Below are 23,029 nucleotides of genomic sequence, written 5' to 3'. Positions count from 1 at the left end.
AATATGCGGTTGGGGGCTTTATGCGAGTTCTGAAAGCTCCAACCAGCGCATTCCTTTCTCATCAAGTTCATCTTTTAAGGCCGGCAAGCGTTTGCTTTTCTCGGTCAGTTCATCCACGGAAAGAGTGCCACTACACAGCTCTTCCTCTATCTTTTGCTGCTCGGCCTCGAGCGCTTGTATTTCTTTTTCGAGCTGTTCAAATTCCCTTTTTTCCTTGAATGTCATCTTACGACGGGTGTCGTGGTGATAATCTTTCTTGGAAACATCCTTGCTCTTGGTCTCGTTCTCGGCTTCCTTGCTTTGTAATTGACTGTATTGACGGAACTGTGTGTAGTTGCCGGGGAAGTCTTGTACAACGCCTTCTCCTTTGAAAACCAGCAGATGGTCTACCACTTTATCCATGAAATAGCGGTCGTGGCTCACTACGATAACGCAGCCGGGGAAATCTTGCAGATACTCTTCCAACACTTGCAAAGTTTGTATATCCAAATCATTGGTAGGCTCATCGAGCACCAAGAAATTAGGATTGCGCATGAGCACGGTACACAAATAGAGCTTGCGTTTCTCACCTCCGCTGAGCTTATAGACAAAGTTGTGCTGTTGCTCGGGACTGAACATAAAATATTGAAGGAATTGGCTGGCCGTCATGTGGCGGCCTCGTCCTAAGTCGATATAGTCGGCAATATCGGTAATGACATCAATAACTTTCTGATCATCCCTGAACTTCAATCCCTCTTGTGAGAAGTAACCGAATCTTACAGTCTCGCCAATATCAAACCGGCCGCTGTCGGGTTGTACCAATCCCAGCAACATTTTGATGAACGTGGACTTGCCTGTGCCGTTGTTACCGACAATTCCCATCTTCTCAAAACGGGCAAAATTATAATAGAAATCCTTTAGGATAATGGTCTGCTGCGGGGGCGTTACGCCGTCGATAGGCTCATCGGTAAATGTCTTACTGATGTATTGACATTCAAAAATCTTTGAACCTATATACACATTGCCGGCCTTTAAGCGTATTTGTCGCTCTTCAATTCGTTGTTTGGCCGTAGCCTCCAACTCGTAGAAAGCCTCTTCCCGATAGCGGGCTTTGTGGCCTCGGGCTTGTGGCATGCGACGCATCCATTCCAATTCCGTGCGATACAAATTGTTGGCCCGGGCTATCTCGGCTCGTGTGTTGTCGATACGCTCCTGCCGTTTTTCCAAATAATAGCTATAATTTCCCCTATAAGTATAAATCTTTTGGTTATCAAGTTCAATGATAAGGTTGCACACCCGGTCTAAGAAAAAGCGATCGTGAGTGACCATGAGCAGTGTTTTGTTGCCACGACTAAGGAAACCTTCAAGCCATTCTATCATTTCCAAATCCAAATGGTTGGTGGGTTCGTCGAGGATAAGCAGGTCGGGCTCGGTAATGAGCACGTTGGCCAACGCCACTCTTTTCTGCTGCCCACCGCTCAATTGTGCCATGGGCTTCTCCAAGTTGGTAATCTTGAGTTGCGTCAGAATTTGCTTGGCTTTCAGTATTCGCTCCGGATTGCCCTGATGATTGAAGCATGCGTCGAGCACGGTATCGCCGGGGGCAAACTTCGGACTCTGCTCCAAATAGCCCAATCGCAGGTCGTTCTTGAAGATGATGTCGCCACCGTCCTTGCCTTCATGGCCCGTGATGATACTTAGCAGGGTCGACTTTCCTGTGCCGTTCTGCGCCACGAGACCTACCCGTTGGCCCTCGGCTATTGAGAAATTGATGTTATCAAAAAGAACTTGAGCGCCGAATCGTTTGCTCAAGTTCTGTATATCCATATAGGGGACTGCCATGGTTCCTTAAATAAATTTTTCGATATAGTCCAATACTTCGTCACGTCCTATCTTCTTCTCTGACGAAGTGATAAACGAGGGAGGCAACTCCTCCCACACGTCTTTCAGTTGGTTGAGCCAATTCTGTGCGTTCTGCTTGGCCTTTCCCGGCCCTAACTTATCGGCTTTGGTGAAGATAATGGAGAAAGGAATTCCGCTCATTCCCAGCCAGTCGATGAACTCCCGATCTATCTTCTGCTGCTCATGTCGAATGTCGATCAGTACGAAGAGATTGACAAGCTGGTCACGCTGCAACACATAACTGCGAATCATCTGCTCCAACTTGTCGCGTTCCGATTTTGACCGTTTCGCAAAGCCATAGCCCGGCAAGTCCACCAAATACCATTCGTTATTGATAATGAAATGATTGATGAGGAGTGTCTTGCCCGGCGTGGAGGATGTCTTGGCCAGTTGACGCTTGTTGCACAACATATTGATGAGGCTGGATTTGCCCACGTTCGACCGGCCTATAAATGCGAATTCGGGCAGTTCATTCGTGGGACATTTGCTCACCATAGGCGAGGAAATGACAAATTCTGCTTTCTTGATTTCCATATACAATAGTACTGTAATTGTTGCAAAGGTAATAAAAAAAATATTATCTTTGCATGAGAATATACGTTTTATAAAGGCCAGATTGACAAATGAAGCTAATTAGTTGGGGTTTTATTGGCTGCGGTGAAGTAACGGAGAAGAAGTCGGGACCGGCTTTCAACGAGGTGCCGGGCTCACGTGTAGTAGCCGTAATGAGTAGAAATGAGGCTAAAGCGCGCTCCTATGCCGAGCGACATCAGGTGCCTAAGTGGTACACCGACGCACAAGAGCTCATTGATGATCCTGAAGTCAACGCCGTTTATATAGCGACTCCTCCCAGCAGTCATGCCACTTTTGCCATCATGGCCATGCTGGCGGGCAAACCGGTTTACGTAGAGAAACCTTTAGCGGCCAGCTATGAAGACTGCGCACGCATCAATCGTATCAGCCAGCAGACGGGCGTTCCTTGTTTTGTAGCCTACTACCGGCGTTATCTTCCTTATTTTCAGAGAGTCAAACGCATTATCGACGACGGTGTTATCGGTAATGTCACGAATGTTCAGATTCGTTTTTCGGTACCTCCGCGTGACCTTGATTACACGCAAACCTCCGCGCTGCCGTGGCGTTTGCAACCCGATATTGCCGGCGGAGGCTACTTCTATGACTTGGCTCCTCACCAACTTGACATCATTCAAGAGCTCTTTGGCGTGATTACACGGGCCCATGGTTATTGTGCCAACCGTGCTCATCTTTATCAGGCCGAAGACTCTATCAGTGCTTGTTTTCTTTTTGAAAACGGGCTGCCCGGTAGTGGTTCGTGGTGCTTCGTGGGCCATCAGAGTGCCAAGGAAGACTGTATCGAGGTGGTGGGAGAGAAGGGAACGCTCATGTTCTCAGTCTATGATTACGCACCGATTCAGGTCATCACCAGCGAAGGACATACGAGTATTCGGGTGCCCAATCCACCTTATGTGCAGTTGCCCATCATCCGTTCGGTCATCGAAGACCTGCAAGGCATAGGCTCCTGCTCGGCCACGAGCGTGAGCGCCACGCCGGTCAACTGGGTGATGGACCGTGTTTTAGGAAAACTTTGATGAGGGCTTGGGGCCTGATGATGGGGTGATGAGCCTCTGAAAATAGTAATATGTGACGCCGAAATGATTTTGCGAAGAACTTTATTCTCTCTGTTATTGACAGCTTTTACCACGCTCGCTTGGGGTGCGGAAGACAGTTTGTCGGTGGCACCCGCTTCGCGTCATCAGTTACCCAATAAGTTCCTGAATGGTCTTTACGAGTTTGTGAAAGACTTTTCACGGGTCGATACCAACTACATAGAGCCGCAACATTACAATTTTACGGTCATGTTGCAGAACACGAACACCTACGAAGTCTATCGGTTACATAACCGGCGGGGGCAGAGTGTCACCTTTTCGCCGGAGCCGACCTATAAGATTGGGCCTTACGTAGGGTGGCGATGGGTGTTTTTGGGCTACACGCTCGACCTGACACACACGGGTGGTCATCGCAAACAAGACTTTTCCTTGTCGCTTTACAGCAGCCAATTGGGTATAGATTTGTTTTTCCGCAAGACGGGAAATGATTATCGGGTAAAGCGCATAAACCTTGGAGAGGACGTCGACACGTCGCCCATGGAGAACCTTCCTTTTGGCGGTTTTAAGGCCAGTATCAAGGGTTTTAATATTTATTACATCACCAATCATCGTAAGTTTTCCTATCCGGCAGCTTACAGTCAGAGCACGGTGCAGCGTCGTTCGGCAGGAAGTCCGCTTTTTGGCGTGAGCTATTCCAGTCATAAAATCGATGTTGATTGGCAGAGCCTCATCGCTTTGGCGCAAGAACGGTTAGGTTCCGACGCCTTTAGCACGGTCGACCAATCGCTCACTCGCAGCCAAGTAAATTATAAAGACATATCGCTTTCGGCGGGATATGCCTATAATTGGGTGTTTGCCCGTAACTTCTTGTTCGATGTTTCCCTATCGTTGGCGGCCGCTTATAAGCATACCAAGAGCGAACAAGACCGTGGCAGCTTCATCTTCCGTGACTTCGACTTCAAGAATTTCAATCTTGATGGCGTAGGCCGCTTTGGTTTGGTTTGGAACAATACACGTTGGTATGCCGGGGCAAGTGCCATTTTCCATACCTATAATTATAGGCAGGACTTGTTCCATACCAACTCTACCTTTGGAAGCGTCAACTTTTACGTCGGTTTCAACTTTGGAAAGCGATGATTCCTAATTGTTAATTTTCCTCCGAAATCTTTACTTTCATTCTTCTTTTACTGCGTCTTTTTGTGGTGAAGCGGCTGGTTTGAGGATAAAGTGGCTACTTTTTGTTTTTTAAATATCTGTTTGTAAATCAATTCATTATGTAAAAAGTAAACAGTGTTACTTTGCTTGTGGGTTCTCAATAGCAGTGCTTTGGCTCTCTGATAGTTGGCCTTTGAGTTGTCGATAGCGTAGGTTTGAGCGGGCAAATACTATGCTTTAGATAGATAAAAGCAGCCTTCTTGCGGGAGTGAGGGCTGAAAAACAGCCGTTTTCAGCTTTGCTTTGAAGTTCTTACAGCATGTTTTTCATCAGATAGGTCACTCCTTAATGTGTTAAAAAACTTGCGTGTTTCTTTACAAAAAGCAAAGCCGAAGAGCTGTGGCTCTTAGAAAGCAGACTAATTTTTTCTTACGGACGCTTGAGATAATCATAAAAAATAATTATCTTTGTTGGCAGACTTGAATAGGCAAGTCGGCTAACTTAAATATATGATATAATGAAACCAACTTTGTTGCTCTTAGCTGCCGGTATGGGCAGTCGTTATGGTGGACTGAAGCAGTTGGACGGTTTGGGCCCCAACGGTGAAACTATTATGGACTATTCTATTTACGACGCCATTCAGGCAGGCTTTGGTAAGATTGTCTTTATCATACGTAAGGATTTTGAAGAACAGTTCAGAGAGAAAGTATTGACCAAGTATGAGGGCCATGTACCCGTGGAACTGTGCTTCCAAAGCCTTGACGCGCTGCCCGAGGGGTTCAGCGTTCCCGAGGGAAGACAGAAGCCATGGGGCACTAACCATGCCGTGCTGATGGCAAAGGACGTGATAAAAGAGCCGTTCTGCGTGATTAATTGCGACGATTTCTACAACCGTGATTGCTTCATGGCCATAGGAAAGTATTTGAGCGAACTGCCCGAAGGTAGCAAGAACCGTTATGCGATGGTAGGCTTCCGGGTAGGCAATACGTTGAGCGAAAACGGCACCGTGGCCCGTGGTATATGCTCGACTGACGCCGAAGGCAACCTGACGACCGTGGTAGAGCGCACGGAGATAGCCCGCATAGAGGGCACCGTGGCTTACAAGGATGAGCAAGGCGAATGGGTGAACATTGTCGATGAGACTCCGGTGAGCATGAACGTGTGGGGCTTTACACCCGATTACTTCGATTATAGTGAGGAATATTTCAAGGAATTCTTGGCCAATCCGGCTAACATTTCCAACCTTAAAGCCGAGTTTTTCATCCCATTGATGGTCAATAAGCTCATTCTAGAAGGTACGGCGGCCGTAAAGGTGCTCGACACGACGAGCAAATGGTTTGGCGTAACTTATGCTGCCGACCGTGAAGGCGTTGTCAATCGCATTCAGCAATTGGTGGATGAGGGTGTCTATCCCAACCGCTTATTTTAAAGGAATACTGAAAAAAGTAAGAAAGGGGCACATCGTGGATGTGCCTTTTTTCGTATCTTTGCAGCCATTATGAATATTGACATCTTAACGGAAGACCGTTTGGCGGCGCTCAAGGACGCCATTGGTCAGGCTGAAAAAATAGTGGTTTGCTGCCACAAGTCGCCCGATGGCGACGCTTTAGGGGCTGTTTTGACATGGGTGGAGTATCTAAAAATGGTGGGAAAGGAGCCTGTGGCTGTTATTCCCGACGCTTTTCCCGATTTTCTGAAGTGGCTGCCGGGCAACGAACAGTTGCTGCGCTACGACAAACATCCCGAGGAAGCAACCCAAACAATAGCCGCGGCCGACTTGGTATTTTGCCTCGACTTCGACGGACTCGACCGTCTTGACCTGATGGCAAAGGCCATGGAAGGCTTCAAAGGACGCTATGTGGTGATTGATCATCATACGAATCCGCGCATTCCCGGCGCCTTGGAGTTGTCTTATCCTTCGATGTGCAGCACGTGTGAGTTGATTTTCCGCATTATCTGTCAGTTGGGTGGGTTTGATGAGATGACCCGTCGCATGGCCACAACACTTTACACCGGTATGATGACCGATACGGGGGGATTCACTTATAATTCCACCCGCCCCGAGATATATCACATTATCGGGCTGTTGTTGACCAAGGGTATCGACAAGGATAAAATCTATCGCAACGTCTTCAATGTATATAGTTCGTGGGCATTGCGGCTGCGTGGTTATCTCATGTCGCAGAAACTCAATGTCTTCGATGACTTCCATGCTTCTTATTTCACGATTTCGAGGCAGGACATGAAGAACTTTCATTTTATAAAAGGCGATGTTGAGGGACTGGTGAATGAGCCGTTGCGCATTAAAGGCATGAAACTCAGCATATCACTCCGTGAGGACGATCGCCGCGATCGTGTGGTGTGGGTGAGTCTTCGTTCGGTAGACGATTTCCCATGTAACCAAATGGCCGCCGAGTTCTTTAATGGTGGTGGCCATCTTAATGCCAGTGGAGGGCGTCTTGACTGCTCTTTGGAAGAGGCGGAGAAGGTTGTTCGTGCGGCGATAATCCATTATGAAAATTTGTTGAAAGGTTAAAATATAACTAAAACACTTGTGAGCCATCGGTAGATATAAGTAATTTTTTACTACCTTTGTCACGTAACTATTTGTATATAAAATGAAAAGAGCATATTTACTTTTGTTGGCGCTCGTTGCTTTGATTGCTTTTCAATCGTGTAAAGAAAATGAAACTTATGCCGATAAGAAGAAGAAAGAGCGTTCGGCCATCAATGATTATATCGTGAAACATAAGATAAAGCAGATTTCGGAGGCCGAGTTCTTTGCCCAAAACAATACTACCGACACGCTGAAAAACGAGTGGGTACTGATGAACAGCACCGGTGTTTACATGCAAATCGTGAGGAAGGGTGTGGGTACTAAGATGAAAGAAGGCGACCTAAAGAATCTTTTGGTGCGCTTCACGGAGACCAATTTGCTGACCGATAGCGTTTCTTTATCGAATCAATGGCTTTACTTTTCGAGCTTAGTAGACCACATGGTGGTCAAGAATATATCGGGTTCTTATTATGGAGCGTTCGTAAATGGCAAGAGCACGATGTACAGTGTCTATGGCAGACCGGCTGTTCCTAACGGTTGGCTGGTGCCGTTTGATTATATCAATATTGGCCGCCCGACAAAGGACGGTGACGAAACGGCCAAGGTGAGGCTTATCATTCCCAGTGCCTCGGGTACGGAATCGGCTTCCAATAATGTCATTCCTTGCTTGTATGAGTTGACCATCCAAGAGGAATAAACTTTCTTTTTGCTATACCTTATTACCTATAATAAACTATATAATTATGACGTTAATCAAGTCAATTTCGGGTATTCGTGGTACCATCGGTGGTAAGACGGGTGATACCTTGAACCCTTTGGATATTGTAAAGTTTACTACTGCTTACGCCACTTTTATTCGGCGAAGCACCCAAAATCCATCCAATAAGATTGTCGTAGGCCGTGATGCCCGTATTTCCGGCGACATGGTGAAGAACATTGTCTGTGGAACACTTATGGGAATGGGCTATGATGTCATTAACATTGGGCTGGCCACAACGCCTACAACCGAGCTGGCTGTCAAGATGAGTGGGGCCGATGGCGGTGTCATTATCACGGCCAGTCATAACCCGAGGCATTGGAACGCTCTGAAATTACTCAACAGTGAGGGGGAATTCCTGACCGCTGATAACGGTAACGAGGTGCTGACGATAGCCGAGAAGGAAGATTTCGATTATGCGGATGTGGACCATTTGGGCAAATATACCGATGATGATACGTTTGACAAACGCCATATCGAGGCCGTGTTGGCTTTGAAATTGGTGGATGTGGAGGCTATTCGGAAAGCGCGGTTTAACGTGGTTGTCGACAGCATTAACTCCGTTGGAGGTGTTATCTTGCCGAAATTGCTCGATGAACTTGGCGTGAATTATACTTTCCTTAATGGCGAACCTAATGGCGATTTTGCCCATAATCCTGAACCATTGGAGAAGAACTTGGGCGGTATCATGGGCGAGTTGGCCAAAGGCGGTTATGATTTGGGGGTCGTGGTAGACCCCGATGTTGACCGATTGGCATTCATCTGTGAGGACGGAAAGATGTTTGGCGAGGAGTACACGCTTGTGAGTGTGGCCGATTATGTGCTGCAACATACGCCCGGAAACACCGTCAGCAACTTGAGTTCTACCCGTGCGCTCCGTGATGTTACGGAGAAACATGGTGGCGTTTATACGCCGGCTGCGGTGGGAGAGGTGAATGTGACCACCAAGATGAAGGCTGTCAATGCCGTGATTGGTGGCGAAGGAAATGGTGGTGTCATCTATCCCGAGAGCCACTATGGCCGTGACGCCTTGGTAGGAATAGCGCTCTTCTTGAGTAACTTGGCGCATAAGGGCGTGAAAGTAAGCGAATTGCGCAAGGAATACCCTAACTATTTCATAGCCAAAAACCGCATTGATCTCACTCCAAGCACGGATGTGGACGCTATCTTGTTGAAGGTGAAAGCCATGTACGAGGCGCAACCGGAGGCTACGGTGAATGATGTGGACGGCGTGAAGATAGACTTCCCCAACAAATGGGTTCATCTGCGAAAGAGCAATACCGAGCCTATCATTCGTGTATATAGCGAGGCCGGCTCCATGGAGGAGGCTGATCTTTTGGGCAAGCAGCTGATGCAGGTCGTTTACGACATGCAATAAGATATTTCAAGACTTTGGCCGACGGATGTTTCGTAGGCCAAAGTCTTTTTTTTTGAAAAACAAATCTAACCATTTATGAAAAAGAAACTACTTATTACTTGTTTGTTTTTTGTGCCGTTGGCTACGATGGCTGAGAAGGTGGAAATCAACGCTAAGAACATTGCTTTGGTCTTAGACGTAAACAAAGGAAAGGCACCTACATTCCTCTATTTCGGCAATAAGCCGAACAAAACCGATTTACATAATATTTCAACTCCGACCGGTGGCCGCATGGACGCCTATCCGGCCTATGGTATGAATGCGCCGGCGGAGGCCGCCTTGGCCGTGACCCATGCCGATGGAAACATGTCGACAGAGTTGGTTGCGACCGGTTTTGACGTGAAACAAGACGGAAAGACAACGATTACCGTTGTTCACCTGAAAGATAAGGTCTATCCTTTCTATGTGGACTTGAATTACAAAGCGTTTGCCGATGTAGACATGATAGAGACTTGGACCACCGTAAAGAGCGAAGAAAAAGGTAAAGTAACGTTGTCACAGTTTGCCTCCGGCTGTATGCCCATTAGGCGCGGGGATGTTTGGTCCACCCATCTTTATGGTTCATGGGCCAATGAGGGGAAGGTCGTGGATGAGCCTTTAAATCCCGGATTGCTGATTATTAAGAATAAGGATGGCGTCAGAAACAGCCATACCGACCATGGAGAAATCATGTTTTCGCTCAATGGTAAAGCGCAGGAGAACAGTGGTGATGTCATTGGCGCCGCACTTTGCTACGGTGGCAATTATCGATTGAAGGTTGAAACCGATGATACGGAATTCCATTATTTCTTCGCCGGTATCAATGAAGATAACTCGGCGTATCATCTGAAGAAAGGTCAGACATTTGAAACTCCGGCACTTGCTTTGACTTATAGCCGAGAGGGATTGAGTGGAGCGTCACGTAATTTCCACCGTTGGGGTCGTAATTACAGATTAGCCAATGGCGATGTAGAGCGCAGTATTTTGCTTAATAGTTGGGAAGGCGTTTATTTTGACATCAATCAGCAAGGCATGGACCAGATGATGGGTGACATCGCGGCAATGGGCGGTGAGCTTTTTGTGATGGATGACGGCTGGTTTGGTGAGAAATATCCTCGTAAGAACGACTCTTCTTCGTTAGGTGATTGGAAGGTAGACAAGGCCAAATTGCCGGAAGGAATTGAGGGATTGCTGCGCGACGCTAAGAAACATGGCATTAAGTTCGGTATATGGATAGAGCCGGAAATGGCCAATACCGTGAGCGAATTGTACGAGAAACATCCCGATTGGATTATAAAAGCTCCTCGTAGGGAAGCCGTTTTGGGCCGTGGAGGCACGCAGGTGGTGCTGGATATGGCCAATCCTAAAGTGCAGGATTTTGTCTTTGGCATTGTCGATAACCTGATGACGAAGTATCCTGAGATAGCTTATATCAAGTGGGACGCCAATATGGCCATCATGAATCATGGAAGTCAATATCTCTCTATGGATGATCAAAGCCATCTGTATATCGCTTATCACGAGGGTTTAAAGAAGGTATTGGAACGTATTCGGGCCAAATATCCCACGCTGACGATACAGGCTTGTGCCAGTGGAGGCGGTCGGGCCAATTGGGGAGTGCTGCCTTGGTTCGATGAGTTTTGGGTGAGTGACGATACCGACGCTTTGCAACGTGTCTATATGCAGTGGGGAACAAGTATGTTCTTCCCGGCTATCGCCATGGCCAGTCATATCAGTGCGGCGCCCAATCATCAGACTTTCCGGGTGATTCCGCTCAAGTATCGCATCGATGTGGCGATGAGTGGTCGCTTGGGAATGGAGATACAACCCAAGAATATGACCGAAGAAGAGAAGAACTTGTGTAAGAACGCCATTGCGGATTACAAGATGATTCGTCCTGTTGTTCAGAAAGGAAACATCTATCGGTTGCAAAGTCCGTATGAGAATAAGGGTGTAGCGTCGCTCATGTATGTAGATGACGCGAAGTCAAAAGCTGTTTTCTATTGGTGGAAGACAGAGACATTTGTCAATCAACATTTGCCTCGTATCAAGATGGCAGGCTTGGATGCGAACAAGATGTATAAGGTGCAAGAGTTGAATAGGATAGATAACCAACCGCTGTCTTTTGAAGGCAAACGTTTCAGCGGCGCCTATTTGATGGAGCAAGGACTTGAAATTCCTTATACGCACCATGTTGATTATCATAAGAATATCGCATGGGCAAGCAGGGTACTTTACCTTGTGGAGGAATAGAAGTTGACAAGTTTTTAGTTGACGAGTTGACGAGTTGTTTGTAGAAGTTGACGAGTTTTTAGTTAACGAGTTGACGAGTTACAATATCAAAGGGCTGCTTTGACTTGCTGAAAGGCCCACTATGGGGCGGTCAAAGCAGCCCTTTTATCGTGTCAAAGCAGGCTTTTGGGCATGTCAAAACAGCTCTTTTACAAGGCCAAAGTAGACCTTTAATATAGTAAGCGTGGCGGAACTATCCTTCAGTTCCGCCACGCTTGTTTTCTTTTCACTATGCTTATTCCGTGATGATAGGCTCTTCTTGTAACTTAATCTGCTCAACTCTGTCGACTATGCTGTCACCGGAGGGAAGCTGAAAGAAGCCCACTCGTATGGTATTTCCTATTTGAGCACTTCCTATTACTTTTACATGGCGGGCCTTATAATATAATAAGGTGTCCCTTCTACTGGGGTAAGAAACCAATTGAAGCTGTGCCCTTGTCGAGCCTTCGCCTATAAAGTAAATGCCAATACTATCGTGGATAGCGGGAGGAAGGGTGGCGGTGGTGTCTTTCGACTTTTGCTTCCGAGGCTCAAACGGCTCAAAAACAGAGGCTGCCACGGTGTCGCCGAGCTCCTCGTTTTTGGCGAATTTGCAGGACGTCGTGACCCAAGAAGAAATCAAGATTGCGAAAACAAAAAGGAAAAACTTTTTCATCATCCGTATGATTTTGCTGCGAAAGTAAGTAAATAATTTGGAACAGAGAAATAAATAAAGTAAATTTGTGAAAGATAATCACGTGAGATTTAAATACATAACAAGATGGATAAAGCAGCGAAATATGCGACTTTGAAAGCGCAAATACGAAGTTTAATTGAAGGAGAAACCAATCGTGTGGGTGTGTTGGCCAATGTGGCGGCCGCCATGAAGGAGGTCTTTCCCGAGGAATTCTTTTGGGTTGGTTTCTACCTTGTCGCTGAAGAAGAACTACAATTGGGCCCTTTTCAAGGTTCGGTAGCTTGCATGCACATCGCGAAGGGGCGTGGCGTCTGTGGCACGGCTTGGGAAAAGGATTGTACATTGATAGTGCCCGACGTGGAATTGTTTGACGGTCATATCGCCTGCTCCTCCCTTTCACGCTCAGAGATCGTAGTTCCCATTCATCATGCCTTGTCGGGTGAGGTGATTGGCGTTATCGATATAGACAGCACTTCCCTGAATACGTTTGACAAAACAGATGGCGAAAACTTGGAAGAGATAGCTAAAATATTGGGTGAAAGAGTTGGCTAATCAAAGAATAATCTCTAATTTTGTAAATATATAATACATTAAGAACATCATAAATAAGTTTATATGTTAGACGTAAAGACAACTTTGCAGGAAGCCGAAGAGCGAATGCAGATGGCTGCCATGTACTTGGAAGACCAGTTGACTCATATTCGTGCGGGACGTGCCAACGTGGCTATACTCGATGGAGTGCGTGTGAGTAGTTATGGTTCTATGGTTCCTTTGAACCAAGTTGCCAATGTATCTGCGCCTGATGCTCGTACAATAGCAATTCGGCCATGGGACAGAAAGGCGATTCGAGATATTGAAAAAGCCATTATGGACAGCGATGTCGGTATCACACCCGAGAACAATGGCGAGATCATTCGCCTTGGCATACCGCAGCCAACCGAGGAAAGACGCCGTGAATTGGTGAAACAATGCAACAAGATAGGCGAGAAAACCAAGATTGAAGTGCGCAACGCACGTACTGAAATCAAGGATAAGTTGAAGAAAGCCATTAAGGATGGTCTTTCCGAAGACTTGGAAAAGGACGCTGAGGAAAGCCTGCAGAAGTTGCATGATAAGTATATCAAGAAGATTGACGCCCTGCTCGAAGACAAGCAGAAAGAAATCATGACCGTATAAATCCTTAAATATTACAGTTGTATTGAAAGGACTTGTCATTAAAAATACCGGTAGTTGGTATTCCGTTAAGACTGATGATGGTGAGGTTATCGAGAGCAAAATCAAAGGCAACTTCCGTCTTAAAGGTATCAGAAGCACAAACCCTGTTGCCGTAGGTGACAGGGTTGAGCTTATCACCAACCAAGAAGGCACGGCTTTTATCTGTGCCATTGAAGACCGAAAGAACTATATTATTCGCAAATCACAGAACCTTAGCAAGCAAAGTCACATCTTAGCGGCTAATGTTGATCAGGCTTTCTTGTTGGTAACGGTCAACTATCCCCAAACGAGCACTACGTTTATTGACCGTTTTTTGGCGTCGGCTGAGGCTTACCGTGTACCCGTCATTCTTATATTCAATAAAACTGATTTGCTGAGCGAGGAAGAATTGCGTTATCAAAAGATGATGATGACCCTCTATCAGACGATAGGTTACGCATGTTATGACATATCCGCCGCCACCGGTAAGGGCATGGAACCGCTTCTTCCTTTGCTGAAAGAGAAGATAACGCTGCTTAGTGGCAACAGTGGAGTGGGCAAATCAACGTTTATAAACCAGATATTACCCCATGTAAACCTACGAACGGCAGAGATAAGTGACGCCCATAACACGGGTATGCACACCACTACGTTCAGTGAAATGCTGGAGTTGCCCGAGGGAGGTTACCTCATTGACACGCCGGGAATCAAAGGCTTTGGCACTTTTGACATGGAGCCGGAGGAGGTAACAAGCTATTTCAAGGAGATATTCAAGTTCTCGCAAGATTGTAAATTCAACAATTGCACGCACACACATGAGCCCGGTTGCGCTGTCTTAAAGGCTGTTGAGAATCATTACATAGCCGCCAGCCGGTATCAAAGTTACCTCAATATGCTGGAAGATAAGGATGAAAACAAGTATAGGGAAGCCTATTAAATGTTTCTAAATACTATTGATGGGCGTATAGGAAAGCCTATACCAAATTAATAAAGTTGCCCGATAAAAACAAGGAAGGCTGTAAGGGATTATCCCTTACAGCCTTCCTTGTTCACCTAAGTAGCTATCCTTGAATCCCAAGAAATAGAGAATTCCGTCCAAACCAATGTTGTTTATGCTCTGCTTAGCATTGGCCACAACCCTTGGTTTGGCGTGGAAAGCGATACCCAATCCGGCTTCCGAAATCATGGGAAGGTCGTTGGCACCATCACCAACGGCGATAGTCTGTGCCAAGTTTACCTTTTCTACCTGCGCGATAAGTTTGAGCAGCTCGGCTTTGCGATGGCCATCGACAATCTCTCCCACGTAGTTTCCCGTCAGTTTTCCGTTCTCGTCGATTTCCAATTCATTGGCATATACGTAGTCAATGCCGTACCGCCGTTGCAGATATTCTCCAAAATAGGTGAATCCACCGCTCAATATGGCGATTTTATAGCCGCATGTTTTCAGCACCGACATCAAGCGATCGGCGCCCTCCGTTATGGGTAGATGTTCCGCTATGTCCTGCATGACATGGGCGTCGAGCCCCTTGAGCAGCTTCACCCGCTCGGTAAAACTCTCTTTAAAGTCTATTTCGCCACGCATGGCCCGCTCCGTTATCTCCTTCACTTGTGCACCCACGCCGGCTCGCTCGGCCAGTTCGTCTATACATTCTGTTTGAATCAGCGTGGAATCCATGTCGAAACAGATAAGTCGGCGCATGCGTCTATACATGTCATCCTTCTGAAATGAGAAGTCAATTTCCATGTCTGCCGACATCTTCATCAACTGTTCTTGCATCAAGTTGTTATCTTCGGGCGTGCCACGGAGCGAGAATTCGATGCAAGCCTTGACATTCTTTTGCGTGTTTACTATGCTCGGACGCCCCGTGAGGCGCAAAATAGAGTCGATGTTAAGCCCTTGGTCGGCTATGATTTGCGTGGCCGAGGCTATCTGTCGGGCCGCCAACTTGCGGCCGATGATGGTCAGTATGTAGCGGTTTTTACCTTGTCGGCCTACCCATGACTCATATTCCGTGTCGCTGATGGGCGAAAATGCGATGTTAATACCCATTTCGGTAGCTTTGAAAAGCAACTCTTTCATTACTTGTCCCGAGTGGTTCTCGTCCATTCTTACCAATATTCCCAGCGACAAAGTGCTGTGAATGTCGGCCTGACCGATGTCAAGAATCTGCGTGTTGTACTTTGACAGTATCGCCATGATTGACGCCGTGAGGCCGGGACGGTCCTGTCCGGTAATGCTGATAAGTATCTGTTCTTTCTTTTCTTTCAAGTCCATTGCTTCCGTCTTGCTATTGGTTATTCTCCAATGGTTATGGTATATTCGCTCATGAACGAGGCACCCGGCTGTAGTTTGTTCATCAAGTATCTGTCCTTAAACTCACCGTCATATTCCGCCCAGTCGTGAATGCCATACCAAGGTTCGATACAGATGAAGGGCGCATGCTTGCCGGCGGGAGTCCATATACCCACGGCGGGGCTCTTGAAATCGAGCGTCACGGCCGGTCTATCGTTCTCGTCGAGCAGTTCCACGTGCTTTACTTGCTGATGATCGAATATCACCGCGTCGTCCTTAAACGTGTCCTCATCTATTTCCCAAAGGCCATCTTGGGTTTCAACCTTGTGATAACCCGGCTTCAAACAGCCTTCCACGTTGCCAAACACCCGATGAGGCTCGGCCTCGTCTAATCGCAGTTTGGCCTTCATAGGCTCTCCCTTCGTGCATCCGGGCACCATGAAAGCGGGATGACCGCCTATTTGGAAGAATATCTCTTTGCTGTCGGTATTCTCCACATGCCACACGACATGGAGCTTGTTCTCAACAAGTTTATAGCTGATAGCCAAGTTAAAATGGTAAGGATACACCTTGTAAGTCTCGGCATTGTCGTGAAGTCCCAATACGATTCGGTTCTCGCCTTTGGCCAAAACGGTAAAGTCGGTGTCACGGGCAAAGCCATGCCGTTCCATGTGGTATTCCTTTCCATTGATTCTGAATGTGTTTTTCCACAGTCCACACACGATGGGGAAGAGGATGGGAGACTTGCGTCCCCAATATGTAGCGTCACCATCCCATAGGTATTCTTGGTCATCCGCGTCCTTGATACTTTGCAACTCGGCACCGTGTTCCGCTATTTCCACGGTGAGCACGCCGTTCTTTATTTGTTCCATAAGGCTTCTTTTTTTATTTGCTATTGTTGCAAAGGTAGCAACTTTTCCTCAAAGAGCCCTTTTAAACATCAAACTTTTGCTACTTTTGCAGCCAAATACGAAATGATGATGAATACAAAAGTAAAAGGTTTTACGGCAGGTATTCTGGCCGCGATGTTCTATGGTACCAATCCGCTTGGTACACTTTATCTCTATGAAGGCGGCATAACGTCGGGCTCGGTCTTGTTCTATCGCTATGCCTTGGCAGCGCTCATGTTTGCCATTTGGATGATAGCGAAGGGCGAAAGTTTCAAGATCAAGCCCGGCCATGCTATCCGTTTTGCCATTTTGGGCGCCTTTTTCGCCATGTCGTCCACCACGCTTTATCTAAGTTTTCGCCACATGGACGCCGGTATTTCCAGTACCATTCTTTTCAGTTATCCTATCATGACCGCCGTGCTTATGGTGGCTTTTTTCCATGAGAAGATAACTTGGGGCACCACCTTTTCTATCATTATGGCCATCGTTGGTATCGGATTGTTGTACCGGGGCAACGGCACGGGGCGGCTCTCGACCACGGGTGTCAGCTTGGTTTTGCAGTCCTCGCTGTTCTATGCCTTCTATATTATCGGTGTAAACCGCATGAACACGAGCTATTCTTCCTTGAAATTCACGTTTTGGATAGTGCTTTTCGGCCTGCTGTCCATCCTTGCTTACACATGGGTTTCGGGTGAGTCATTGCAACCTTTGCATGGAACTTGGCAATGGGTCAACGCTTTTCAGTTGGCGCTTTTGCCCACGGTGTTAAGCCTTTTCCTCATGACCGTGGCCATAAAGAACATCGGCAGTACGCCCTCGGCTATCATGGGAGCCCTCGAACCCGTGACGGCGGTGCTTATAGGCGTGCTTATTTTTCATGAAAGTTTCTCTTTTCGGCTGGCCGTGGGTATCGTGATGATTCTGTCGGCCGTCATCATTCTTATCCTCTCAAAGCGCATGCGGGCTTGAACAGAGCGTAAGATGAAAACGTGGTTTTGTTAAATTCTTTCATCGAAAAACCTACTCCGGCGGCGAAGCTATCCGGCTTTAAAATGGTCCGAAATACGTATTTCGTGGCTCGATGAGCAGTTTCTTGGCGCCCGTAATGGTGTTATGGGCCGGTCAAATGGCTGCTATGACGTGGCCGGAGTGGTGCTTTCGCCGTTCCGAAAGGCTACATTCAGACCGTAAAAGAGGGCATTTTGAAGGATGAGAAATGGCTTTTTGTTTTATGGAAAAATGTAAATGGTTGATTCATACCGATATACAAAAGCGGCTAAAAACGTGATTTCATTGACCGATAGTTGCTCGTTTGCAAAATCAATAGCCATTTTTTATCCTTTGTAAAGATAATTCTGAACTTTTATTGAAAGCATTGTGATGATGAGTTTTCCATGCTTTCATGATTCTATTTCTTGGAAAGACACCCGCTGTTCTTGGCATTATAAAATATGGAATCTTGCCATGCGTTGTCTCATCTTTTTTGTAACTTTGCACCTATGATACATGAGGAAGATACAATAGACGGTCTTACGGTCGATGAGTTGCGTGGCAAGCGTATTGCCGTGTTGCTCTCCGGCGGTGTCGACAGCAGTGTCGTGGTGTGGGAGTTTGCCCGTTTGGGCCTCCATCCCGACTGTTTTTATATAAAGATAGGTCCCGAGGAGCAGGAGGAATGGGACTGCTCGAGCGAGGAAGACTTGGAAATGGCCACTGCCGTGGCAGCCCGTTTCGGTTGTCGTTTGGAGGTGGTAGATTGTCATAAGGAGTATTGGGACCAAGTGACCCGTTACACCATGGAGAAGGTGAAGGCCGGTTTCACGCCCAATCCCGACGTTATGTGCAACCGACTTATCAAGTTTGGTGCCTTCCATGAGAAGCGGGGACACGACTACGACTTGATAGCCACGGGCCATTATGCCCGCACCGAGCTGATCGATGGCGAGAAATGGCTCGTCACCAGCCCCGACCCGGTGAAAGACCAGACCGATTTCTTGGCGCAGATTTACGACTGGCAACTTAAGAAAGCCATCTTCCCGATAGGTCATCACGTGAAAAACGAGGTGCGGGAGATAGCCGAGGCCGAGCATTTGGTCAACGCCCGACGCAAGGACAGTCAAGGTATTTGCTTCTTGGGGCAAATCAATTATAACGATTATCTCCATCGGTATTTGGGCGATTGCCCGGGTGATGTCATCGAGTTAGAGACCGGTAAGAAGATAGGTGAGCACAAGGCACTGTGGTATCACACGATAGGACAGCGCAAAGGCTTAGGTTTCGGAGGCGGACCGTGGTTCGTCGTGAAGAAAGATGTGGAGCGTAACATACTCTATGTGAGCCATGGTTACGACCCGCAGACGGCCTATAAGCAGGATTTTAAGGTGCATGATTTTCATTATCTCACCCGAACGGACGTGTTGCCGTCGGGCACCAAAGTGACCTTTAAGATACGTCACACGGCCGAATACCATCCTGCTACGATAGAACGGCTGTCCGATCACGAGTTCATCGTGCACTCCGCGGCGCCTATCCACGGCGTGGCGCCGGGTCAGTTCTGCGTGGTTTACGACGAGCAACACCATCGTTGTTTCGGCAGTGCCGAGATAACTTTATAATCAGTGGGGCATGAAAGAGCGCATACAACAGCTTCTTGCCGAACTGAACCGGGGCCTTTTCGAGAAAGAGAGCGAAGTAGCCTTGTCGCTTTTGGCGGCCATTGCCGGGCAGAGCGTCATTCTTTTAGGCCCTCCGGGCGTAGCCAAGTCCATGGTGGCGCGCCGTTTGAAGCGGGCTTTTGCGGGTGGTCGGGCCTTTGAGTACCTCATGTCACGCTTCTCAACGCCCGATGAGATATTCGGCCCGGTGAGCATATCCAAACTCAAGAGCTGCGATAGCTATGAGCGGGTGGTCGACGGTTATCTGCCGACGGCCGACGTCGTGTTTCTCGATGAGATATGGAAAGCCGGTCCGGCCATACAGAATACGCTGTTGACGGTTATCAATGAGAAGGTGTTTCGCAATGGAAATAGGCTCCTGACCTTGCCACTCAAGCTATTGGTGGCGGCCAGCAATGAGTTGCCGGCCAAGGGTGAGGGGCTCGAAGCGCTGTGGGACCGTTTCATTATTCGCGTGGAGAGCCGGCCCATTGCCACGGAGGCGGGATTTGACGCTATGTTTCGGTTGCGCCGTGAGGACGAGTTGGGCGATGACGTCTCGGCCGGGCAGGAGCTTGAGGGCGCCATTCGGCCCGAGGAGTATGCCCGATGGGCAGGCCTGATTGACGAGGTTGAGATAGGCGACTATGTCTTGTCGTGCATTCACTCCATCCGAAAGAGCCTTCGACAAGTGAGCGTGGACGAGACGGAGGAGCGCCGCGACATCTACGTTAGTGACCGTCGGTGGCGTAATATCGCACGATTGTTGCGTACATCGGCCTTTACGCACGACCGCCGTAAGGTTATTTTAGCCGACCTATTGCCCATTTACCATTGTCTGTGGCAGGAACCTGACGAGCGCGACGCCATCCGTCGGCTTGTGATAAGTGCTCTTTTCTCGGCTTCGGCCTATCGTTTGGCCGACATCAAGCAGGCCGTCGAGGAGGATATTCGCTATCATCGGCGTAGGGTGGAAGGCCGTTTGGCCGCGGGACAGCGTGATTATGAAGCCGAGATAGAACAGCTTTCGGAGCAGCTCTCGGGGCAGGAAGCGCAGATAAAGGCCCATCTTTATGTTTCAAAAGAAGACTTAAAGGAGTTGCAGACTTACCTGACCGACTTCTATCGTGCCATCGCTTTCACCCGTCAGGATGTGAGTAAGCTCTATGAGTGAGCCTTTATAAGGAGCCGATAATTGCGGTTCCGTTTTGTAAACTCTCTTATTTCCCGTTTCATTGGATAATCCCCTTTTAGACATTCATCGCTATTTGAAGTACCTTGACGACTTCATCCAACGTGGACTTGCGCCCGAACCGGCGTCTGTCGATGAGCGTTTGAGGCCGTGGGAGAATCGCCGTGACCCTTTGTTCGACTTTCTTACGCGTCTTTTTAAAGCGCCCAACTACCTTCAGCAGGTGAAAAACAGCCGGTTGCGGTGTCGTGTTTTCCAAGAGACTGTGGGCAAGTTTGTGGCCGAAGTGGTGAAACATGCGGGCTTTCAGTACCAACGTGCGTGGACGGAACGCAATCGAATGGAGCTTGTTTTGGGGTGGACTGATGTTCAACGGCTTGACCGTCAGCGGTTAGAGCAGTTGTTGAACGATATTATGGAGCTGCATCGGGCGGATGGTTTCGACGCCGATTTCTTTTTGAAGCGCATGGTTGGTCCCGCGGTTTTGGACTCCCTGCTTTGGGAAAAGTTGGTTCATGATTGGCGCGAGGCCTATCTCACGGGATTTGCCGGTCAGGTTTCGGCTTATATTGAGCGCCATCGTGGGGCTTTTGAGGAGCGTTTGGAATTGCTGATGAAGCAGGTCACACGGTTTGTCAAGGTGCGTCAGGTGACAGAACGGCAGGCTGTGCAGGCGTGGAACATGCTCAATAACCAATGGACGGAGACGGAGTTTGAGCGACAATTGAACAATGTTCGCATTCAAGAACATTATCCGGAGATTGACGAGGTGGTAGCTAAGATGGGGCGGACGGCCGATGAAAACGGCAAGGATAGGCTGGCCGTGGCTTCCGGATTGGCCATGAAGATGGAGCATGCCTCGGGCAGCGACATCGAGGGAATCAGCGTTGGCAACGACTTGCATGCGCTGTTGCCGCTGGAGCTGGCCCTTTATGCCGACCATGATATGGAGAGTCTGTTCTTTTACAAGTACAATGCACGCCGATTACAGACGTTCAAGTATAAGAGCGAAATGAGCACACCGGCCCGTCGGTTGGGCTTGGCTCATGCCTCACGCCGTGGTCCTATGATCGTATGTATCGACACTTCGGCCAGCATGTATGGCACTCCGCAGCGTATAACGTCATCAATGCTGGCGCTGATAGAGGAAACGGCCGAGTCATTGGACCGTGACTGTTTCCTGATAGATTTCTCCGTGTCGATTCGACCGATAGATTTGAGGTTGCGTAGGCGTGAGAAGCGGTTGGAGCGTTTGGGCTTGAAGCCCGAGGAAAACTTCGCCAAAGGAAGCGTACCCTTCATAGGTGGTGGTACGAGTGCCCGCAAACTGATGGACCAAATGTTTGAGTTGCTCGATCGGCAAGGGGGCCATTATGTCAATGCCGACGTGTTGTGGGTCACTGATTTTTATGTGCCATTGCCGCAAAGGAGCTATTTGGAGCGGTTAAAGACCTACCGTGACACGGGCACAAAGTTCTACGGACTGCGTATTATCAGCGCTGACGATAAGCAGGAAAACGAGTGGGAGAGCTATTTCAACCACACCTATGAGATTCATTATCGCAATGTGCGCCGCTATTAAGAAAACACCGACCGGGCGATAATTTGTATTTATTTTCTTTCTTTACCTTATTCTTTTTCGTAAATTTGCAATTACAACAATGCCACATATTGTTGTCATTAGTTAGAACATACGATTTATGAGAAAAATAAAGACAGGAAAACCGCTCTCCGAACGTGAGAGCAATTCATTGAATACTTATTTGGATGAAATCGGAAAAGAGGCTTTGCTCTCTTTGGAAGAGGAAAAGGAGCTTTCGGAACGTATCCGACAAGGTGACCGCCGGGCTCTGAACAAGCTGGCAGAGGCCAATCTTCGTTTTGTCGTTGCTGTGGCCAAGCATTATCAGGGAGAGGGTTTGGGCATGAATGACCTTATCAGTGAAGGCAACATGGCGCTTATTCATGCGGCCGAGAACTTTGACAGCAGCCGTGGATTGCGCTTCATCGCTTATGCCGAGGCTTATATACGGAGGGCTATCGAGCGGGCTTTGAATGAGCAGGCCGGCATTTATCGGCTTCCAAAGAACGAGACCAATCCGATGGAACAGTACAACAGCCGTCCTTTTTCGGTAGATGCGCCGCTGGTAGAGGGTAAGAGTGTGAGCTTGTTGAGCGTGCTTCATGACGAGGATGCGCCCGAAGCTGACGATGAATTGGTAGCGGAATTTGACCGAAAAGCCTTGGAAGAGGCGATGATAGTGCTCAATGAGCGTGAGCGTTTGGTCATTTCGGCTTTCTATGGGATAGGAACTGACCATACGGCTTTGGCCGAGATAGGCAACCATTTGGGCCTGAAGCGTGAGCGGGTGCGGCAGATAAGGAAGACCGCCCTGCGTAAGTTAGGCAAATATAATCCCGTTTTGAAACGATTGTAGCACAAGGATAAGTATGTAGAAAGAAATAT

At 47.9% G+C, this 23,029-nt stretch carries 20 protein-coding genes; 15 read left to right on the top strand and 5 right to left on the bottom strand.

Annotation, left to right across the window (positions count from 1 at the left end):
* Positions 1–18: 18 nt before the first annotated feature.
* Both abc-f and yihA read right to left on the bottom strand, forming a co-directional pair.
* Positions 19–1,821 carry a ribosomal protection-like ABC-F family protein gene (gene abc-f, locus VIR50_RS11415; protein WP_331935237.1) on the bottom strand — a complete coding sequence of 601 codons (1,803 nt, stop codon included), beginning with the start codon at positions 1,819–1,821 and terminating at the stop codon, positions 19–21.
* Between the two features lie 6 nt (positions 1,822–1,827).
* Positions 1,828–2,415 carry a ribosome biogenesis GTP-binding protein YihA/YsxC gene (gene yihA, locus VIR50_RS11410; RefSeq protein ID WP_331935236.1) on the bottom strand — a complete coding sequence of 196 codons (588 nt, stop codon included), beginning with the start codon at positions 2,413–2,415 and terminating at the stop codon, positions 1,828–1,830.
* Positions 2,416–2,504: 89 nt separating this feature from the next.
* Here yihA and VIR50_RS11405 point away from each other — a divergent pair, with 89 nt between their 5' ends.
* From VIR50_RS11405 to VIR50_RS11375, 7 genes are all read left to right on the top strand, one after another.
* Complete coding sequence (locus VIR50_RS11405) at positions 2,505–3,488, top strand: Gfo/Idh/MocA family protein (RefSeq protein WP_331935235.1); 984 nt, start codon at positions 2,505–2,507, stop codon at positions 3,486–3,488.
* Positions 3,489–3,551: 63 nt separating this feature from the next.
* On the top strand, positions 3,552–4,643 hold the full coding sequence (locus VIR50_RS11400) for a DUF4421 domain-containing protein (protein ID WP_331935234.1): 1,092 nt from the start codon (positions 3,552–3,554) through the stop codon (positions 4,641–4,643).
* A 535-nt stretch (positions 4,644–5,178) separates the two neighbouring features.
* Positions 5,179–6,090, top strand: a complete 912-nt coding sequence (locus VIR50_RS11395; protein ID WP_331935233.1) for a sugar phosphate nucleotidyltransferase — start codon at positions 5,179–5,181, stop codon at positions 6,088–6,090.
* A gap of 69 nt (positions 6,091–6,159) precedes the next feature.
* On the top strand, positions 6,160–7,197 hold the full coding sequence (locus VIR50_RS11390; RefSeq protein ID WP_331935232.1) for a DHH family phosphoesterase: 1,038 nt from the start codon (positions 6,160–6,162) through the stop codon (positions 7,195–7,197).
* A gap of 82 nt (positions 7,198–7,279) precedes the next feature.
* Positions 7,280–7,915 (top strand): DUF4827 domain-containing protein, encoded by a 636-nt coding sequence (locus VIR50_RS11385; RefSeq protein WP_331935231.1) that lies wholly within the window; start codon positions 7,280–7,282, stop codon positions 7,913–7,915.
* 46 nt (positions 7,916–7,961) lie between these two features.
* Positions 7,962–9,353 (top strand): phosphoglucosamine mutase, encoded by a 1,392-nt coding sequence (glmM, locus tag VIR50_RS11380; RefSeq protein ID WP_331935230.1) that lies wholly within the window; start codon positions 7,962–7,964, stop codon positions 9,351–9,353.
* A gap of 75 nt (positions 9,354–9,428) precedes the next feature.
* A complete protein-coding gene (locus tag VIR50_RS11375) occupies positions 9,429–11,624 on the top strand; it encodes an alpha-galactosidase (protein WP_331935229.1) in 2,196 nt (731 codons plus the stop codon).
* 274 nt (positions 11,625–11,898) lie between these two features.
* Here the strand turns inward: VIR50_RS11375 and VIR50_RS11370 are convergent, their stop codons facing one another.
* Positions 11,899–12,321: a hypothetical protein gene (locus tag VIR50_RS11370; protein ID WP_331935228.1), complete on the bottom strand. Its 423-nt coding sequence runs from the start codon at positions 12,319–12,321 to the stop codon at positions 11,899–11,901.
* A gap of 102 nt (positions 12,322–12,423) precedes the next feature.
* Here VIR50_RS11370 and VIR50_RS11365 point away from each other — a divergent pair, with 102 nt between their 5' ends.
* The 3 genes from VIR50_RS11365 (at position 12,424) to rsgA (ending at position 14,470) form a co-directional block, all read left to right on the top strand.
* Positions 12,424–12,891, top strand: coding sequence for a GAF domain-containing protein (locus VIR50_RS11365; protein WP_331935227.1), 468 nt, complete (start codon positions 12,424–12,426; stop codon positions 12,889–12,891).
* A gap of 63 nt (positions 12,892–12,954) precedes the next feature.
* Positions 12,955–13,515 carry a ribosome recycling factor gene (gene frr, locus VIR50_RS11360; protein ID WP_331935226.1) on the top strand — a complete coding sequence of 187 codons (561 nt, stop codon included), beginning with the start codon at positions 12,955–12,957 and terminating at the stop codon, positions 13,513–13,515.
* A gap of 22 nt (positions 13,516–13,537) precedes the next feature.
* A complete protein-coding gene (gene rsgA, locus VIR50_RS11355; protein WP_331935225.1) occupies positions 13,538–14,470 on the top strand; it encodes a ribosome small subunit-dependent GTPase A in 933 nt (310 codons plus the stop codon).
* 96 nt (positions 14,471–14,566) lie between these two features.
* Here rsgA and serB read toward each other — a convergent pair whose 3' ends face one another.
* Positions 14,567–15,808, bottom strand: coding sequence for a phosphoserine phosphatase SerB (serB, locus tag VIR50_RS11350; RefSeq protein WP_331935224.1), 1,242 nt, complete (start codon positions 15,806–15,808; stop codon positions 14,567–14,569).
* Between the two features lie 20 nt (positions 15,809–15,828).
* Positions 15,829–16,698 carry an aldose 1-epimerase family protein gene (locus VIR50_RS11345; RefSeq protein WP_331935223.1) on the bottom strand — a complete coding sequence of 290 codons (870 nt, stop codon included), beginning with the start codon at positions 16,696–16,698 and terminating at the stop codon, positions 15,829–15,831.
* 102 nt (positions 16,699–16,800) lie between these two features.
* Between VIR50_RS11345 and VIR50_RS11340 the strand changes: the two genes are divergently transcribed.
* The 5 genes from VIR50_RS11340 (at position 16,801) to VIR50_RS11320 (ending at position 23,000) form a co-directional block, all read left to right on the top strand.
* A complete protein-coding gene (locus VIR50_RS11340; RefSeq protein WP_331935222.1) occupies positions 16,801–17,685 on the top strand; it encodes a DMT family transporter in 885 nt (294 codons plus the stop codon).
* Positions 17,686–18,215: 530 nt separating this feature from the next.
* The gene (gene mnmA, locus VIR50_RS11335; RefSeq protein WP_331935221.1) at positions 18,216–19,331 is read left to right on the top strand and encodes a tRNA 2-thiouridine(34) synthase MnmA; all 1,116 of its coding nucleotides are present in this window, start codon (positions 18,216–18,218) and stop codon (positions 19,329–19,331) included.
* A gap of 10 nt (positions 19,332–19,341) precedes the next feature.
* Positions 19,342–20,544: an AAA family ATPase gene (locus VIR50_RS11330; protein ID WP_414703555.1), complete on the top strand. Its 1,203-nt coding sequence runs from the start codon at positions 19,342–19,344 to the stop codon at positions 20,542–20,544.
* 61 nt (positions 20,545–20,605) lie between these two features.
* Positions 20,606–22,144, top strand: a complete 1,539-nt coding sequence (locus tag VIR50_RS11325) for a kinase (protein ID WP_331935220.1) — start codon at positions 20,606–20,608, stop codon at positions 22,142–22,144.
* A 118-nt stretch (positions 22,145–22,262) separates the two neighbouring features.
* Complete coding sequence (locus tag VIR50_RS11320) at positions 22,263–23,000, top strand: sigma-70 family RNA polymerase sigma factor (RefSeq protein ID WP_331935219.1); 738 nt, start codon at positions 22,263–22,265, stop codon at positions 22,998–23,000.
* Positions 23,001–23,029 lie beyond the last annotated feature (29 nt).

The organism is Prevotella sp. (assembly GCF_036570325.1).
Lineage (GTDB): Bacteria > Bacteroidota > Bacteroidia > Bacteroidales > Bacteroidaceae > Prevotella.
This window is presented reverse-complemented; position numbering and strand designations above follow the sequence as displayed.